General features: G+C 69.9%; 13 protein-coding genes and 3 pseudogenes. 11 read left to right on the top strand and 5 right to left on the bottom strand.

From position 1 onward, the window contains the following. The first annotated feature begins 59 nt into the window (after nucleotides 1–59). Entirely contained in the window at nucleotides 60–1100 is a 1041-nt protein-coding gene (locus tag QF027_RS11130) for a helix-turn-helix transcriptional regulator (RefSeq protein WP_307074243.1), read from the top strand. On the opposite strand, the pseudogene ctaD reads toward QF027_RS11130, so the two are convergent. Continuing rightward, nucleotides 1099–2670, bottom strand: a pseudogene (ctaD, locus tag QF027_RS11125) (aa3-type cytochrome oxidase subunit I); the annotation flags it as partial. The gene QF027_RS11130 and the pseudogene ctaD sit on opposite strands and share 2 nt — an antisense overlap. A 367-nt stretch (nucleotides 2671–3037) precedes the next feature. Here ctaD and QF027_RS11120 point away from each other — a divergent pair. After that, nucleotides 3038–3253, top strand: a complete 216-nt coding sequence (locus tag QF027_RS11120; protein ID WP_057614479.1) for an I78 family peptidase inhibitor — start codon at nucleotides 3038–3040, stop codon at nucleotides 3251–3253. A 98-nt stretch (nucleotides 3254–3351) separates the two neighbouring features. Here the strand turns inward: QF027_RS11120 and QF027_RS11115 are convergent, their stop codons facing one another. Together QF027_RS11115 and QF027_RS11110 are read right to left on the bottom strand one after the other, a co-directional pair. Beyond that, on the bottom strand, nucleotides 3352–4383 hold the full coding sequence (locus tag QF027_RS11115; protein ID WP_306983620.1) for a phosphatase PAP2 family protein: 1032 nt from the start codon (nucleotides 4381–4383) through the stop codon (nucleotides 3352–3354). Between the two features lie 237 nt (nucleotides 4384–4620). After that, nucleotides 4621–5820 (bottom strand): mannosyltransferase family protein, encoded by a 1200-nt coding sequence (locus QF027_RS11110; protein ID WP_307074241.1) that lies wholly within the window; start codon nucleotides 5818–5820, stop codon nucleotides 4621–4623. Nucleotides 5821–6082: 262 nt separating this feature from the next. Between QF027_RS11110 and QF027_RS11105 the strand changes: the two genes are divergently transcribed. Together QF027_RS11105 and QF027_RS11100 are read left to right on the top strand one after the other, a co-directional pair. Next, entirely contained in the window at nucleotides 6083–7684 is a 1602-nt protein-coding gene (locus tag QF027_RS11105; RefSeq protein WP_307074240.1) for an MFS transporter, read from the top strand. Between the two features lie 98 nt (nucleotides 7685–7782). Further along, on the top strand, nucleotides 7783–8955 hold the full coding sequence (locus tag QF027_RS11100) for an acyl-CoA dehydrogenase family protein (protein WP_306983625.1): 1173 nt from the start codon (nucleotides 7783–7785) through the stop codon (nucleotides 8953–8955). Between the two features lie 36 nt (nucleotides 8956–8991). On the opposite strand, the gene QF027_RS11095 is transcribed toward QF027_RS11100, so the two are convergent. Continuing rightward, nucleotides 8992–9432, bottom strand: coding sequence for a cell division protein SepF (locus tag QF027_RS11095; RefSeq protein ID WP_306983628.1), 441 nt, complete (start codon nucleotides 9430–9432; stop codon nucleotides 8992–8994). A 278-nt stretch (nucleotides 9433–9710) separates the two neighbouring features. Further along, nucleotides 9711–10637 carry an ABC transporter substrate-binding protein gene (locus QF027_RS11090; protein WP_307074238.1) on the bottom strand — a complete coding sequence of 309 codons (927 nt, stop codon included), beginning with the start codon at nucleotides 10635–10637 and terminating at the stop codon, nucleotides 9711–9713. 430 nt (nucleotides 10638–11067) lie between these two features. Between QF027_RS11090 and QF027_RS11085 the strand changes: the two genes are divergently transcribed. The 7 genes and pseudogenes from QF027_RS11085 (at nucleotide 11068) to QF027_RS11055 (ending at nucleotide 17373) form a co-directional block, all read left to right on the top strand. After that, nucleotides 11068–11925, top strand: a complete 858-nt coding sequence (locus QF027_RS11085; protein WP_306983632.1) for an amino acid ABC transporter permease — start codon at nucleotides 11068–11070, stop codon at nucleotides 11923–11925. Then, nucleotides 11922–13676: an FAD/NAD(P)-binding protein gene (locus tag QF027_RS11080; protein WP_307074236.1), complete on the top strand. Its 1755-nt coding sequence runs from the start codon at nucleotides 11922–11924 to the stop codon at nucleotides 13674–13676. The genes QF027_RS11085 and QF027_RS11080 overlap by 4 nt, the downstream gene beginning before the upstream one ends. A gap of 28 nt (nucleotides 13677–13704) precedes the next feature. Next, a complete protein-coding gene (locus tag QF027_RS11075; RefSeq protein WP_306983637.1) occupies nucleotides 13705–14466 on the top strand; it encodes an amino acid ABC transporter ATP-binding protein in 762 nt (253 codons plus the stop codon). After that, on the top strand, nucleotides 14466–15530 hold the full coding sequence (locus QF027_RS11070) for an LLM class flavin-dependent oxidoreductase (protein WP_307074234.1): 1065 nt from the start codon (nucleotides 14466–14468) through the stop codon (nucleotides 15528–15530). The genes QF027_RS11075 and QF027_RS11070 overlap by 1 nt, the downstream gene beginning before the upstream one ends. A gap of 14 nt (nucleotides 15531–15544) precedes the next feature. Continuing rightward, nucleotides 15545–16018, top strand: a pseudogene (locus QF027_RS11065) (RNA-guided endonuclease TnpB family protein); the annotation flags it as partial. A 55-nt stretch (nucleotides 16019–16073) separates the two neighbouring features. Then, nucleotides 16074–16256, top strand: a pseudogene (locus tag QF027_RS11060) (DUF1684 domain-containing protein); the annotation flags it as partial. A 208-nt stretch (nucleotides 16257–16464) separates the two neighbouring features. Beyond that, nucleotides 16465–17373, top strand: a complete 909-nt coding sequence (locus QF027_RS11055) for a S1 family peptidase (protein WP_307074232.1) — start codon at nucleotides 16465–16467, stop codon at nucleotides 17371–17373. Nucleotides 17374–17395 lie beyond the last annotated feature (22 nt).

Raw genomic sequence — 17395 nt, 5'->3', positions numbered from 1 at the left:
TCCAAGGTAGAAAGGCTTGCGGACAGCCTCTGTCCGCAATGACTGGCAGATTCGGCATCATGTTGGAGACCTCGGCACGACTTCTGCGCCTGCTCTCGCTTCTCCAGGCCCACCGCGATTGGTCCGGCGCCGACCTGGCCGACCGCCTCGGCGTCACCCCGCGCACCGTGCGCCGGGACGTGGACCGGCTGCGCGAGCTGGGCTATCCCGTCAACGCCAGCCCGGGCACCGGTGGCGGCTACCAGCTGGGCGCGGGCGCCGAGCTGCCGCCGCTGCTCCTGGACGACGACGAGGCCGTCGCGGTCGCCGTCGGCCTGCGCACGGCGGCGGGGCAGGGCATCGAGGGGATCGGGGAGACCTCCGTACGGGCCCTCGCCAAGCTGGAGCAGGTCCTGCCGAGCCGGCTGCGCCGCCGGGTGGGCGCCCTGAACGCCTTCACCGTGCCGATGCTGCGCGGCCCCCAGCCCTCCGCCGTCGACCCGGGCGTCCTCACCGAGCTCGCCAACCTCTGCCGGGACGCCGAACGGCTGCGCTTCGAGTACAGCGACCACGGGGGCGCCTCCAGCCGCCGTACCGTCGAACCGCACCGCCTGGTGTGCAGCGAGCGGCGCTGGTATCTGGTGGCCTGGGACGTCGACCGCGAGGACTGGCGGACCTTCCGGGCCGACCGGATCACCCCCAGGCCGCCGCACGGTCCCCGGTTCACTCCGCGCACCCCGCCCGCCGAGGATCTCGCCGCCTACGTCTCGCGAGGCGTCTCCACGCGCGCGTACGCCTCACACGCGGTCGTGCGACTGCTGGTGCCCAAGGAACGGGCCGCCGAGCGGATCTCGCCGAGTGCCGGGGTGCTGGAGGCGGAGGGGCCCGACAGCTGCCTCCTGCGCACCGGGGCCGCGAGTCTCGACGTGATGGTGATCCACGTGATGATGACGGGCTTCGAGTTCGAGGTGCTGGAGCCAGCCGAGCTGACCGAGGCGATCAGGACGGCTCACGACCGGCTTGCTCGCTCTTTGGCTCGGGCTGCGGAGTCTGGGCCGCGTACTGCGGATGGTGCAGGTCGAACGCCGGGGACTCGGAGCGGATCCGGGGCAGTGTCGTGAAGTTGTGCCGCGGCGGCGGGCAGGAGGTGGCCCACTCCAGGGAACGCCCGTAGCCCCAGGGATCGTCGGTCTCCACCTTCACGCCGTACTTGGCGGTCTTCCAGACGTTGTAGAGGAACGGCAGCGTCGAGGCGCCCAGCAGGAACGCCCCGATCGTCGAGATCGTGTTGAGCGCGGTGAAGCCGTCCGCGGCGAGGTAGTCCGCGTACCGGCGGGGCATGCCCTCCGCGCCCAGCCAGTGCTGCACGAGGAACGTGGTGTGGAAGCCGACGAACAGCGTCCAGAACTGGATCTTGCCGAGCCGCTCGTCGAGCATCTTCCCGGTGAACTTCGGCCACCAGAAGTGCAGCCCGCCGAAGATCGCGAAGACGACCGTGCCGAACACGACGTAGTGGAAGTGCGCCACGACGAAGTAGGTGTCCGAGACATGGAAGTCCAGCGGCGGCGAGGCCAGCAGCACCCCGGTCAGGCCGCCGAACAGGAACGTCACCAGGAAGCCCGTCGCCCACAGCATCGGCGTCTCGAAGGACAGTGAGCCCTTGATCATCGTTCCGGTCCAGTTGAAGAACTTCACGCCCGTCGGGACGGCGATCAGGAAGCTCATGAAGGAGAAGAACGGCAGCAGCACCGCGCCGGTGACGAACATGTGGTGCGCCCACACCACGATCGACAGGCCGGTGATCGACATCGTCGCCGCGACCAGCGTCAGATAGCCGAACATCGGCTTGCGGCTGAAGACCGGGATGATCTCCGTGATGATGCCGAAGAACGGCAGCGCGATGATGTACACCTCGGGATGCCCGAAGAACCAGAACAGGTGCTGCCACAGCAACGCCCCGCCGTTGTCCGCCTCGAAGACCTGCGAGCCGAAGCGCCGGTCCGCCTCCAGGACCAGCAGTGCGGCCGCCAGCACCGGGAACGCCAGCAGGATCAGGATCGACGTGAACAGCGTGTTCCAGGTGAAGATCGGCATACGGAACATGGTCATGCCGGGCGCGCGCATCCCGATGATCGTGGTGATGAAGTTGACCGCGCCGAGGATCGTGCCGAAGCCGGCCAGCGCGAGGCCCATGATCCACAGGTCGGGGCCGACGCCGGGGGAGTGCGCGGAGTTGTTCAGCGGCGCGTAGGCGAACCAGCCGAAGGCGGCCGGACCGGAGGGCACGAGCAGCGAGCCCAGCACGATCAGGCCACCGAACAGGAAGAACCAGTAGGACAGCATGTTCAGCCGCGGGAACGCCACGTCCGGGGCGCCGATCTGCAGCGGCATCAGCTCGTTGGCGAAGCCCGCGAAGCTCGGCGTAGCGAACAGCAGCAGCATGATCGTGCCGTGCATCGTGAACAACTGGTTGTACTGCTGGTTGTCCATGATCTGCAGCCCCGGCCGGGCGAGTTCGGCCCGCATCAGCAGGGCCATGACGCCGCCGACCAGGAAGAACACGAACGACGTGATCAGATAGAGGTGCCCGATCTTCTTGTGGTCGGTGGTGGTCAACCAGTCGACGACCACCCGCCCGTGCCCCTTGGTCCGCACGGGTCGTGCCGTCGCGTGCACGGTCTGCGTCCCCATCGCTCGCCCCTTCGCTCGGCTCACGCCATGATGCTCGCGCGGTCGTGCGCGGCGACAGAGGGCGTAAGGGGGTTCTGTGCCGGAACCGTGTATTTCCTATGCGGTGTCAGATTCCGGGGCCCGGTCCGGAATGAGTGGGAAAAAGGGGCCCGGACCGGTTCTCGCACAAGCCTTCTCACGGCTCATTCGGAGAAGTCCTCCGACACGCGGGAATTGCGTTCGAATACCTGCGGAAGAGTGAGGGAAACGCCCGTCCGGGTGACGCAGCGCGAGGGACACGCGGGTCGTGACCCTGTGACGGAAGCGTGACAGGGGGCGTGCGGGATCCGGACTTCCGCGGCCGCCGGGCAGGGCCTAGCGTGGCGGTATGGCACCCATTCCGACACCGCCCGCCGAACCCCAGGACAGCCCGGACACCTACGTCGGCCTCGACTCCGCCTCCGCCGAGCGGATCGCGCGTGAGCGGGGCTGGTCGACGGTCAGGTCACTGCCGCCGGGGGCGATCATCACGATGGAGTACCGCGCGGGCCGGCTGAACTTCGAGGTGAAGGACGGCCGCGTGGCGCGGGCCTGGAAGGGCTGAACCGCATGACGCAGGACCCGGTTCCGTTGCGTGGAACCGGGGCCTGCGTCATGCGCGGGGTGGTCGTGCGTACCGGCCCCGCCCTGTCCGGGGTCGGATCAGCCGCCGGTCACCGGCCGGGTGGCCGGGGAGGGCGTGCCGCGCGCGATCCGGTCCGACTGCGGCGGGCGGCGGCTGCCGGCCGGGGTGACCGGTGTGCGCTCCGAGCGGGTGGTGTGCGGGCCCGGGGCCAGGTAGAGGGGTGACCTGGGGCCACGCGCCGGCGTGGTGGCCGTGCGGGCCGCCGTCTCGTTCTGTGGGGCCGTGAGCGGCTTGAGGCGGGCGGGCGCGGGCGCCGTGACGGGGGTGACCGGGGCGGGGGTCTTCGCACCGCCGCGGGCCCGCCAGCGGTCGCGCAGGTCGAACACGTAGGTCTCGGCACGGGCGATCAGCGGCTCGAACCAGGGCAGCGCGAGCAGGATCAGCAGACCGGCGACCCAGCCCAGCAGGACATCGCTCAGCCAGTGCGTACCGAGGTAGACGGTGGCCATGCCGACGCCCAGCGAGGTCACCGCGGAGATGGCGGAAAGCCAGCGGCGGGCCCTCGGGGTGGAGGCCAGATACGCCAGGATCCCCCAGGTCACCACGGCGTTGGCGGTGTGACCGCTGGGAAATATATCGCCGCCCATGCCCATCTCGTTCGAGCCGATGACGGTCGCGTAGTGCGGTCCGAGTCTTCCCATGCCGTACTTGGCGGCACCGACCGTGATGTTCAGCAGCAGCAGCGAGGCGCCCAGGGTCAGCAGCGGGCGCACGGTGTGCTGCCGCCAGGAACGCCAGCCCAGCCAGGCCGCGACCATCACCGCGGTCGGGCCGCGCTGGCCCAGCACCACGTAGTAGTCGACGAACCAGTGGATGGAGGCCCACTGCTGGTACGGCCGGAAGAACATGACCTGCCAGTCGAGGCGGACCAGCCACGAGGTGGTCACCACGAGCCACACGATCGCCAGGTAGAAGGCCAGGGCGGCGATCACCAGGACGGTCCGGTGCCGGCTCGCCCTGGGCACGCTGAGGTGGGCCGGTCGTTCCGGCTCACGGTCCAGCCTGGCGAACACCCGGTCCAGACGGGTGAGGTTTCGTTCGGTACGCACCCAATCGACGTTACAGCGAGTGAGCTCTGGTACCTGTCGAATCAGCGGCTTTGTGATGACGATGTGATGTGGGATTGCTCTCAGTCGGGGGTTTATCTCCAGGGATTCTGCAAAGGCGCGCGGCTGTGTCCTTCAATTCCTTTGATCATTCCGGGGCCGGGTTTATTGGCCCTTATGAATTAGTTCACCGAATCATGGGACGGAATTATCCGGGTGCTCATCGGTGCCCGGAGTCGATCATGGCGGGCCGGAGCCGTTCAGCCAGAAGGCGCCGTACAGGGCGGACGCGAGGGCGATCACCGTCACGACCCCGGCTGACCTGCGGCTCCTCGAGCGCGCCAGGGCCAGGGCGAGGGGGAGCAACAGGGGGAAGGCGGGCATCAGCAGGCGCGGTTTCGAGCCGAAGTAGCTGGACGCGCACAGGGCGAGCGCCGTGACGACCCCGGCGTACACCAGCAGGGGCAGCGGCTGGCCCTGCCGCACACAGATGACGTACAGCCACACGACCAGCCCCACCCCGACGATCAGCCCCACGCCGGCGAGGGCCGACGGGAACGACGTGAACTTGTCGGCGACGAAGCGGGCGAAGGCGTATCCGCCGTCGAATCCGTTGCGCCACCCCGCCTGCACGTCGAGATAGCCGAGCGGCCCGCCGCCGGTGCGGTGACCGACCCACAGGACATACGCGGCGGCACCGAGAGGGGCGAGGGCCATGCCCGCGGCCTGCGCGGCTGTGGTCGCCCCGGCCGGCGTGACCCGCTCCGACCCGGACGCGGCGCGGTCCCGTCGGGCCCGCAGGGAGGCGGCGATCCCCGCCGCCCACACCGCCGCGACCACCGCGAGGCCCACCGGACGCGTCAGGCCGGCCAGGGAGGCCAGCAGGCCCGCCGTCAGCCAGCGGCCGGTCAGGAGGGCGTACAGCGACCAGGCGGCCAGCGCGGTGAACAGGGACTCGCTGTACGCCATCGACTGGACGATCCCGACGGGCAGGACGGCCCACAGCAGGACTGCGCAGACGCCGGCCCGGCGGCCGTACACGTGATCCGTCACCGCGAAGACGCCCCAGGCCGCGAACAAGGAGGCGAGCAAGGACGTCACGAAGCCCGCGTCGGCGTACGACAGTGGCGTCACCGCGGACAGCAGCCGCTCCAGCCAGGGCAGGAGCGGGAAGAACGCCAGGTTCGAGTGCACGTCGCCGTTCGGCAGCCGTACCTCGTAGCCGTAACCGAGTTCGGCGACCCTCGTGTACCAGAGGGCGTCCCAGCGGGCCGTCAGCAGGGTGTACGCGCTCTTGTCGCGCGCCGCGCTCCACAGGGCCAGGGTGATGAGGCCCAGGGCGCGTACGGCCGCATAGCCGAGCAGCGCCGGGGCGGCTCGGCGCAGGGCCGGGGCGGTTCGGCGCAGGGCCGGTTCGGTGCGCGTTCCAAGATCGGTCACGGGCCCGATTATCGACCGCGCGCCGAACCGGCACGCCCGCCGGGGCGTGGGACCGGATGAGAACGTGGTGTACGCCACACGTGTTCCGCGTGAAGTCTGAGAGGTCCGCCACTGGGCCGACGCGCGAACTCGCGTACGCTGACGTGTCACCCGCCGTTCGCTGCGCGGGCCGGAGACACACCGCTCCTCTCCGGCCGAGATCATGGGGAGTCCCCACCCCGTGTGCCCGCCGAACGCCAGGGAACATCTGGGAGGTACGTACATGTCCGGGACGACCACGGCCGCCGCAGCGCTGCGCCGTCGGGCGGCCGGGGCCGGTGCAAACCGCTGGGTCGTCCTCGTCGTCCTCTGCGTCAGCCTGCTCCTGGTCGCCCTCGACGCGACCGTGCTGCACGTGGCGGTGCCCGCCGTCACCGAGGACCTCAAACCCGGCGCGATAGAGCTGCTCTGGATCGTCGACGTCTATCCCCTCGTCTGCGCCTCGCTGCTGATCCTCTTCGGCACGCTCGGCGACCGTGTGGGCCGCAGAAGGGTCCTCCTCCTCGGCTACGCCCTCTTCGGCGTCGCCTCCGGTGTCGCCGCCCTCGCGGACACCGCCCAGGTGCTGATCCTCGCGCGGGCGCTGCTCGGCGTCGGCGGCGCGATGATCATGCCCGCCACCCTCTCGATCCTTCGCCAGGTCTTCCCCGACCGGCGCGAGCGGGCGCTCGCGATCGGCATCTGGAGCGCGGTCGCCGCCGTCGGCGCGGCCGTCGGACCACTGCTCGGCGGCTTCCTCCTGGAGCACTTCTGGTGGGGGTCGGTCTTCCTCATCAACATCCCGCTGATGCTGGTCAGCCTGCCGGTGGGCCGCCTGCTGCTGCCCGAGTCGAAGGGCGCCGCAAACGGTCCCTGGGACGTCGTCGGCGCGCTGATGGCCGCCGCCGGGCTGTTCGGCCTCGTCCTCGGCGTGAAGCAGCTCGGCGCCGGGGAGCTCGACGTGTTCACCGCGGTACCGCTGGTCGTGGGCGCGGTCCTGCTCGTCGTGTTCGTACGGCGGCAGCGGCGGCTCACGCATCCCCTGGTGGACCTGCGGATGTTCGCGCGCCCGGCGTTCAGCACCTCGGTCGGCTGCATCGTCCTGGCGATGCTCGCCCTCGTCGGGCTCGAACTGATCGCGGCGCAGTATCTCCAACTGGTCCTGGACCTGTCCCCGCTGGAGACCGGTCTGCGGCTGCTGCCGCTGACGATCGCCGCGATGGCGGCGGGGCTGGCCGGAGCGCGTCTGCTGCGGAGATTCGGGCCGCGCCGGATGGTCTGTGCCGGGTTCTGCCTCACGGCCGTGGCCGTACTTCTGCTGACCGCGATGGACGACGCGGACAACACGGGCCTGCTGCTGTCCGGGTTCGTACTGCTCGGGTTCGGTCTGGAGACGACGCTTTTCGGGGCGTACGAGTCGATGCTCAGCGAGGCTCCCCCGGAGCAGGCGGGCGGGGCGGCGGCGATCGGCGAGACCTCGTACCAGCTCGGTGCGGGCATCGGCATAGCGCTGCTCGGCAGTGTGATGAACGCGGCGTACACGCCCGGCCTCTCCGGCGTGCCGGGCGTCCCGGACGCGGCGTCCAGGTCGGCCGGGCACTCCCTGGGCGAGGCCTACGAGGTCGCCGGACACCTGGGTGGACCCGCGGGGGTGGCCCTGCGCCGGGCCGCCCAGGACTCCTTCGTGCACGGGCTGCACGTGACCTTGCTGGTGAGCGCCGGGTTGTTGGTGCTGGGCGCGGTGATGGCGCTGCGGTTGCCGCGGGCGATGCAGTGCGGCGAGTCCCCGGCGGCGGTGGAGCTTCCGTCGCCGCGGGAGGTCGCGGAGTCCCGCGTCTCGGTCTGACGCCAGGCATCTGGACGTGCGGGACGCCGCGTCGTAACGTCAGCCGTGAAGCGTAACTAGCGCTGCTAGTTTTGAGCTGGCTCTCGGAGGATGTGCTCATGGCCCCGTTCGACCCCGCCGACCCGCTCGGTATCGACGACCTGCTGGAGCCGGAGGACCTGGCGATCCGTGGGACCGTGCGGACCTGGGCGGCCGACCGTGTCCTGCCGTATGTCGCGGACTGGTACGAGCAGGGTGAGTTGCCGGGGATCAGGGACCTCGCCCGTGAGCTGGGGGAGATCGGCGCCCTCGGGATGTCCCTGAGCGGCTACGGATGCGCGGGCGCCTCCGCCGTGCAGTACGGGCTCGCCTGTCTGGAGCTGGAGGCCGCCGACTCCGGGATCCGGTCCCTCGTCTCGGTGCAGGGCTCTCTCGCCATGTACGCCATCCACCGGTTCGGCAGCGAGGAGCAGAAGCAGACCTGGCTGCCGCGCATGGCCGCCGGTGAGGTCATCGGCTGCTTCGGGCTCACCGAACCCGATCACGGCTCCGACCCCGGATCCATGCGGACGTACGCCAAGAAGGACGGCACGGACTGGGTGCTGAACGGGCGCAAGATGTGGATCACCAACGGGTCGGTCGCCGGGGTCGCCGTCGTCTGGGCGCAGACCGACGAAGCGATCCGCGGCTTTGTGGTGCCGACCGACACACCGGGCTTCTCGGCGCCCGAGATCAAGCACAAGTGGTCGCTGCGGGCCAGTGTCACCAGTGAGCTCGTCCTCGACGACGTACGGCTGCCCGCCGACGCGGTGCTGCCTGAGGTCGCCGGGCTCAAGGGGCCGCTCAGCTGCCTGTCGCACGCCCGGTACGGGATCGTGTGGGGGGCCATGGGGGCGGCGCGGTCGTGTTTCGAGACCGCCGTCGACTATGCGAAGACGCGGGAGCAGTTCGGGCGGCCGATCGGGGGCTTCCAGCTCACTCAGGCCAAACTCGCCGACATGGCGGTGGAACTGCACAAGGGGATTCTGCTCGCCCACCATCTGGGGCGGCGCATGGACGCCGGCCGCCTGCGTCCCGAGCAGGTCAGCTTCGGCAAGCTCAACAACGTCCGCGAGGCGATCGAGATCTGCCGTACGGCGCGGACGATCCTCGGGGCCAACGGGATCTCCCTCGAATACCCCGTCATGCGGCACGCGACGAACCTCGAGTCGGTGCTGACGTACGAGGGCACCGTGGAGATGCACCAGCTGGTGCTGGGCAAGGCGCTCACCGGACTGGATGCCTTCCGGTAGACCCTGCGCGGGGCAGGGCCGGCGAGCGGCCCTGCCTCAGCTCTGGTTGAAGAAGCCGTCCGTGCGGTGCGCGGCCGGGTCGCCGTTCACGATCTCCGTGTTGGCGGGTGACAGCAGGAACACCCGGGTGGACACGCGCTCGATGGAACCGCGCAGTCCGAAGATCAGCCCGGCCGCGAAGTCGACGACGCGCTTGGCGTCGGAGGCCTCCATCGCGGTGAGGTTCATGATGACGGGGACGCCTTCGCGGAACAGTTCGCCGATCGCGCGGGCGTCCCGGAAGCTGTCCGGGGTCACCGTGCCGATCCGGCGGCCTCTCTCCTCGGCGACGTCCGAAGCCACCTTGACCCGCGGGTCGGTGACCCAGGCATCCCCGGGCTCGGTCCCTTCGGAGTATCCGTCGTCGTCGTAGTAACGCTCGTCATCGTTGTCGTCAACGAGGCCCAGCCAGGCACTCGCTTTGCGCACCGATCCCATGGACGCCTCCTCTCACAGCGGTCTCTCTTGCTTCTGTATCCCTATGGTCATCCATGATGCGGATCGCGCGCCAAGTGGATAGCCGCCGCGCGGGGGGTTTGTGACGCTACTGGTGCACAGCGAATACGTCGAGAGGCCGGGTACCCCAAGGGTCGTGTCCCATACGGCTGCTGACTGTGAGTGAAATATGATTCTTCACGGCGTACGGGTGAGAGGTGGGGCGTACGGGTGAACGGGGCCGACAGCGTGCAGCTCTGACGAAACCTCAGGTCAGAGCGTTACTTCAGTTCGGGTGGGGAGATGCGGGAGGCGGTCGTCGCCGACCCTTCGGTGCCCCATTTCTTGAGGATCCTGGCGTAGGTGCCGTTTTTGATGAGGTCATTCACCGCCGCCTGGAACGCCTTGGCCAGGGGAGTGCCCTTCCTGAAGGCGAAACCCACGTCCAGGCGGTGGTACTCGTTGAGGAACTTCACGCCCTGCTGGTGGGCCACCGCGTAACGCAGGCCGTTGATCGTGGACATCACGATGTCGCTGCGGCCCTGTTGAAGTGAGGACCAGATCGCGCCCTGCTCGTTGTAGGTCTGCACCTTGTAGGGCTTTTTGCAGAGGTGCTTGTTGTCCTCCAGCGTGGCTTCGAACGTCGTGCCCGCGCCGGTCGCCACGTTCAGGCCGCACAGCTGGGTCAGGTCGGTGATCCTGGTGAGCTTGCTGTCGCTGCGGGTGGCGAAGCCCTGGCCGTCGTTGATGTAGGTGACGAAGTCGATCGTCCTGCGGCGCTCGTCGGTCACGCCGAAGTTGCCGACGCCGAGGTCGTACCTGCCGCTGCCGAGGGCCGGCAGGATCGCCTCGAAGCTCGCCTGCTCGGTCTTCAGCCTGATGCCGAGGACCTTGGCGACCGCGTTGGCGAAGTCGACGTCCTGGCCGGCCAGTGTCTTGCCGTCCTCCAGGATCGAGGTGCCCGGCGGCTGGCCGGAGACGCTGACGGCGAGGGTCAGGCTCGTGGTGCCGGGCGGCAGCAGCTTGGCCGCTGCGTCGTTCTTCCTGATCGCGGAGACGACGTCGGTGGTGGGGATCGCCTCGGCCCGGGCCGAGGCCGTGGCGGTGTCGTCCGCTCCCGAGCCGCACGCGGTCAGGAGCAGGGTGCCCGCGGTGATGAGGGCGAAGGGGATGATCAGTCTGTTTCGGGCATGCGTGAGTGGGCGCACGGTGGGGCGGTCTCCTGGAAGCGAGGAACGCGGAGTGAGGGGAGGGCGCGTGTGAAGGCGGGGAGGATGCGCGAAGGCGAGGAAGGAGAACGCGAAAGGCGCCCTGAGGAATCAGGGCGCGCAGTGGGTCAGCTCAACAGGAAGAGGACCACACGCGACCGAAGTCGATGTGGGAGCGCTTGACCAGCCACTGCTGTGGATGCATGGGGTAAGTGGAACAGGCATCCGGTTTGCCGTCAACCGACTTGAGACGTACGGCTCACAGTGTGGACGGCCTTGACAGCGAGGGGAAACGCACCCGTAGTCTCGAAGGGCGGCCCTGCTGAGGGGCTCGGCCGCACCCGTGTGAAGGCACCCGTCCGAGTTCTACCGTCCCCCACTCTCGACTTCGCTCGAGCGGGTGGGGCCCCACTCGCCACGGAGCCCTCGCATGTCCTCCGACACCCTCGCCAAAGCCTCCTCCGCGCCCGGCATACCGGAGTACGCGGATTCCCTGCGGATCGTCCCGCGTCGCCGTCTCGGCCAGTGGGCGGCCGCCGTCGCCGTTCTCGCACTGCTCGGGCTCGCCGTCAACTCCGTCCTGCGCAACGACGCCTTCCAGTGGGACGTCGTCGCGGACTACTTCACCACCGACGCGGTGCTGCGCGGGCTGTGGCTCACGCTCTGGCTGACCGCCGTGGTGATGACGCTCGGCTTCGTGCTGGGCGCGCTGCTCGCGGCGGCCCGGCTTTCCGCCAACCCGGTGCTCAGAAGCGTGAGTTGGGGATACGTCTGGCTGTTCCGGTCGATCCCGATCCTGGTGCAGCTGCTGCTCTGGTTCAACATCGGGGCGCTGTACCCGCGGATCCTCGGGGTGCGAACGGTCGACCTGCTCGGCCCGGTCACCGTCGCGGTCATCGGCCTGACCCTGCACGAGGCCGCCTACGCCGCCGAGGTCGTGCGCGGCGGGATCCTCTCCGTCGACCGCGGGCAGATCGAGGCCGCGCAGGCGCTCGGGCTCAGTCGATGGCGGCGCTGGTGGCGGATCGTGCTGCCGCAGGCGATGCGCTCCATCGTTCCCCCGGCCGGGAACATGCTGATCGGCACCCTCAAGGGCACCTCCATCGTCAGCGTGATCGCCGTGCAGGACCTGCTCTACTCCGTGCAGCTCGTCTACCACCGCACCTACCAGGTCATCCCCCTGCTGATGGTCGCCACCGTCTGGTACACCGTCGTCACCTCGGTGCTCGGCGTCGGCCAGCACTACCTGGAGAAGCACTACGCCCGAGGCTCGGAGCGCACCCGATGAGGCGCTCGCTGGTGATCGTCGGAGCCGGGCCGCGGGGGACCGGTCTGATCGAGCGGATCGCCGCCAACGCCCCCGAGTTGTACGACGGTCGGGGCCTCGACCTGCACCTTGTGGATCCGCACCCGCCCGGCGCCGGACGCATCTGGCGCGAGGCGCAGTCGCCGCTGCTGTGGATGAACTCGCACGCCGAGGACGTCACCATGTTCACCGACGAGACCGTGGACATGGCCGGACCCGTGCGCCCCGGCCCCACGCTGCACGAGTGGGCCGGGATCGACGGCCGCACCTTCGCGGACCGGCAACTCCAGGGCGCATATCTGCGCTGGGTGCATGAGCAGGCGGTGGCCGCGCTGCCGGACGGCGTCGTCGTCCACCACCACCCGAGGCGTGCCGTGCGGATCAGCGGCCCGCGCGAGGGCCGGCAGCAGGTCTGGCTGGAGGGCCGGCCGCGTCCGCTCCTCGCCGACCTCGTCGTTCTGGCCCTCGGCCATCTGGACGCCGAGCTGGACGACGAGCAGAGCGCGTTGGCCGCGTACGCCGAGGAGCACGGCCTCGTCCACCTGCCACCGGACTTCACCGCCGACAGTGACCTGTCCGCGCTCGCGCCCGGCGAACCGGTCCTGGTCCGCGGATTCGGGCTCGCCTTCGTCGACCTGATGGCGCTGCTGACCGAGGGCCGGGGCGGGCGGTACGACGGGGACACCTACGTCCCGTCCGGGCGCGAGCCGGTCCTCTACGTCGGATCACGGCGCGGAGTGCCGTACCACTCGAAGATCGGCTACGACTGGACCGGTGAGCGGCCGCCCTTGCCCCGCTTCCTGGGGCCCGCCGAGATCGACGGGCTGCTTGCCCGCCCGGAGGGCTTCGACTTCAGGCGGGACGTGTGGCCGCTGGTCGTGAAGGAGCTCGGATTCGCGCACTACCACCGGCTGTTCACCGTGCATCCGGAGCGGACCGCGATGTCCTGGACCGACTTCGAGGAGAAGTACGCGGCCGGGAGCGAGACGGACATCCAGGCTCTCGTCGCCTCCGCGGTACCCGACCCCCGTGACCGGCTCGACCTCACCGTGCTCGACCGGCCGCTGGAGGGGGTGCGGTACGCGACGCACGAGGAGTTCCAGGACGGGTTGCGGGAGTATGTCGAGGCCGACCTGAGCCGCCGTCATGACCCCGGACACAGTCCGGACCTGGCCGTGTTCCTCGGGCTGCTCTCCGTCTACGGGCAGCTGGTCCGGCTCGGGGACATCGGTGGATGGTGGCACGGGTTCTTCAGCTATCTGGCCTCCGGGCCGCCCGGACCCCGGCTGCGGCAGCTGCTCGCGCTGTCCCGGGCCGGAGTGCTCAGGTTCATCGGGGCGGACATGGAAGTCCGCGCCGAGGACGGGGTGTTCCGGGCGTCGAGCCCCACCGTGCCGGGCTTCTCGGTCCGGGCGCGGGCGCTGGTCGAGGCGCGGCTGCCCGAGCCGACGGTCCGGCGGGCCCTCGATCCGCTGCTGCGCGAGCTGCACGCAGAGGGGGCCGCCGAGAGCCCGGACGGGCTGCTGCGCGTGGACCGTGCCGACGGGCGGGTCCTGGACCGGTCCGGACGGCCCCACCCACGGCGCTTCGCGCTCGGGCCGCACACCGACGGCCGTACCCCTGGCGCCTTCACCCGGCCGCGCACCGGCGGGCCCGCGTTCCGGCAGAACGACGCGACCGCGCGGGCCGCGCTGCTGTTCCTCGGCGAGCTCGCCGGTCGCGCGGCCGCCTAAGTCACCTGGAAAGCAGGGAAGTTCAGCGATGAGTGTCATGGTCGACATCAGGTCCGTCCACAAGAGCTTCGGGTCACTGGAGGTGCTCAAGGGCATCGACCTCGCCGTGCACACCGGCGAGGTCACCGTGATCCTCGGCCCGTCCGGCTCCGGCAAGTCGACGCTGCTGCGCACCGTCAACCACCTGGAGAAGGTGGACCGGGGCACGATCAGCGTGGACGGCGCGCTGGTCGGATACCGGCGCAGCGGCGACAAGCTGTACGAGCTGCCCGAGCGCGAGGTGCTCAGACAGCGCACGCGGATCGGCTTCGTCTTCCAGAACTTCAACCTGTTCCCGCATCTGACCGTGCTGGACAACGTCGTCGAGGCCCCGGTCTCCGCGCTGAAGCGGCCGCGCAAGGAGGCCGTCGAGGCGGCGCGGCGGCTTCTCGACCGGGTGGGGCTCGCCGACAAGGCCGACGCCCATCCCCGGCAGCTCTCCGGCGGGCAGCAGCAACGGGTCGCCATCGCGCGGGCGTTGGCGCTGGAACCCCGGCTGCTGCTGTTCGACGAACCGACCTCCGCGCTCGACCCCGAACTGGTCGGCGAAGTCCTCGACGTCATCAAGGACCTGGCCCGCCAGGGAACCACGATGATCGTCGTCACCCACGAGATCGGCTTCGCCCGCGAGGTCGCCGACACCGTGGTGTTCATGGACGACGGGCGCATCGTCGAACAGGGTCGACCGGCCGACGTGTTGGACACTCCGCACCACGAACGCACACGGTCCTTTCTCTCGAAGGTGCTGTGATGCTGCACCTGTCCGCCGCGGTCGACCAGCCGTCCGCCTACGACGCCGCCTCCTACCTCACCCTCGCCCGGCTCGCCGAGCGCGGCGGGCTCGACTTCGTGACGCTCGAGGACAACTTCGCCCGGCCCGGTCCCGACGCGCTCACCGTGCTGGCCCGCCTCGCGCCCGCCACCAGCCGGATCGGCCTGGTGCCCACCGTCACGACCACGCATACCGAGCCCTTCCACGTCCAGGCCGCCGTCGCCACCCTCGACTGGATCAGCCGGGGCCGGGCAGGCTGGCGGATCGACGTGTCGGCCACCGAGGGCGAGGCCCGTCTCTTCGGCCGGAGACGACCCCCGTCACCGGCCGACGCACTGTGGCAGGAGGCCGGTGAGGTCGCCGACGCAGCCGCGAAGTTGTGGGACAGCTGCGAGGACGACGCCGAGATCCGGGACGTGCCGACCGGCCGCTTCATCGACCGGGACAAGCTGCACCACGTCGACTTCCGCGGCACGTCCTTCTCCGTCAAGGGCCCCTCGATCGTGCCGCGGTCCCCACAGGGCCACCCGGTCCGCGTGGTCGACGCCACCGACGGTCCCGCCCGCAGGACCGCCGCCCGGTACGCCGACGTGGCGCTCGTCCGCGCCGCGAGTGCCCCGCAGGCTGCCGCTGTGCGGGACCAACTCCGTTCCATGGCAGCGGATTTCGGGCGCCGCCCCGACCAGCTGCGGGTCCTCGCCTGTCTCCTCGTCGACCTCGGCGACGGCGAGCACGCGGCCGAGCCGGGGCACGGCGGGGGCGGCCCCCGGCAGACCCCGCAGGGGCCGCTCTACCGTGGCGGCCCCGTGGACCTCGCGGAACTGGTCGCCACCTGGCACGGCGAGGGCATCGTCGACGGCTTCCACCTCACGCCCGTCGAACCACTGCGCGACCTGGAACGGCTCGTCAACGGCACGGTGGCACTGCTCCAGCACCGCGGACTGTTCCGCACCTTCTACCCGGGCAGTTCGCTCAGGGAGCACTTGGGCCTCGCCAGACCCGCCAACCAGTACGCCACAACGGAGGAGCGTCATGAGCCGTAGGCGGGGTGAAGGTCGCCCACGCCCAGGTCACCGATGCCCGCCGCGAGTTCCACCACCAGCTCTCCACGAAGCTGATCTCCGAGAACCAAGGGATCGCCGTGGAGGACCTGTCGGTGGCCGGACTGGCCCGCAGCAGGCTGGCCAAGAGTGTGCACGACGCCGGATGGTCCTCGTTCATCAGCATGCTGGAGTACAAAGCGGCCCGGTACGGCCGCACCCTGGTCACGATCGGCCGGTTCACACCGACCTCCCAGACCTGCTCCACCTGCGGCGTCAAAGACGGACCCAAACCCCTCAACGTCCGGGAATGGACCTGCACCGCCTGCGGCACCGTCCATGACCGGGACACCAACGCCGCGATCAACGTGAAGACGGCCGCCGGACCGGCGGCATCAGCCTGCGGAGCGCCGGTAAGACCAGGAGCAGTCCCGGCACAGCGCGAAGAAACAGGAAGCCACGGACTCCCGACCGAACCCCGTGCCGCGTAGCGGCACAGCAACAAGTCGAGAAGGCCAGAATCCCCGGGCTTCAGCCCGAGGAGCAAGTCAACGGTTCCGGTTCCTGTACCCCTCGGCGCCGGACGCCGAAGGCCGTACGACGGTCGACTTCAACCGGGCGCTGCTGCCGCCCTGCGCCTTCGCCGACCACTTCATCTGCCCGTTCCCGCCGTCGGGGAACAGCCTGGGTGTCGCCGTCGCCGCGGGGGAGCGCAACCCGGCCCGGTGAGCGGCCGGTTCATCCGGACGGCAAAGGTGTTTCAAAGGTTGACGGCTGAAAGGCGCCCTTGCGCCTACCGGCCGTTCGGCCGAATACTCCCCCTCAGCGCTTGTCAGGGGCACGGCGTGTTCGAAATTCGGACGGCCGGACCGCTGACTGCGCCTCACGGGCCCCGACCCCACGCGGGCCCCCGACTTCCCCTGGGAGGGAACGAAACGTGAGGATCAAGCGCACCACCCCCCGCAGTGGTATCGCGAGACGGACGCGGCTGATCGCCGGTACCACCGGCCTCGTGGCCGCGGCCGCGATCGCGGTCCCCAGCGCGAACGCGACCGCTGCGACCCCGTTCAGCACCGCCGAACTCAAGAGCGCCAGCAGCTCGGTGCTCAAGGCCGACATCCCGGGCACCGCCTGGGCCGTCGACAGCAAGACCAACCGTGTGGTCGTCACCGTCGACAGCACGGTCTCGCAGGCAGAGATCGCCAAGATCAAGGAGCAGGCGGGCAGCAACGCCGACGCGCTCACGATCAAGCGGACCCCGGGCAAGTTCAACAAGCTGATCTCCGGCGGCGACGCCATCTATGCGAGTAGCTGGCGCTGCTCCCTCGGCTTCAACGTCCGCAGCGGCAGCACCTACTACTTCCTGACCGCCGGTCACTGCACCGACGGCGCGGGCACCTGGTGGTCGAACTCCGCGCACACGACCACGCTCGGTTCGACGGCCGGGTCCAGCTTCCCGACCAACGACTACGGCCTCGTCCGCTACTCGTCCAGCTACCCGACGTCGTCGATCTCCGGCACCGTCGGCAGCGTCGACATCACCAGCGCAGCCACCCCGAGCGTGGGCACCACGGTCAACCGCCGCGGCTCCACCACCGGCATCCACAGCGGGCGGGTCACCGCGCTCAACGCGACCGTCAACTACGGCGGCGGTGACGTCGTCTACGGCATGATCCAGACCACGGTCTGCGCCGAGCCCGGCGACTCCGGCGGCCCGCTGTACGGCAGCAACGGCGTCGCCTACGGTCTGACCTCCGGCGGCAGCGGCAACTGCTCCTCCGGCGGCACGACCTTCTTCCAGCCGGTCACCGAGGCCCTGAGCGCTTACGGCGTCAGCGTCTTCTAGGCCCGCAACGACCCGCATCGCG

The sequence above is a fragment of the Streptomyces canus genome (genome assembly GCF_030816965.1).
GTDB lineage: Bacteria > Actinomycetota > Actinomycetes > Streptomycetales > Streptomycetaceae > Streptomyces > Streptomyces canus_E.
Note: the sequence above shows the minus strand (reverse complement) of the source record. Positions and strands in the feature narration are given on the sequence as shown.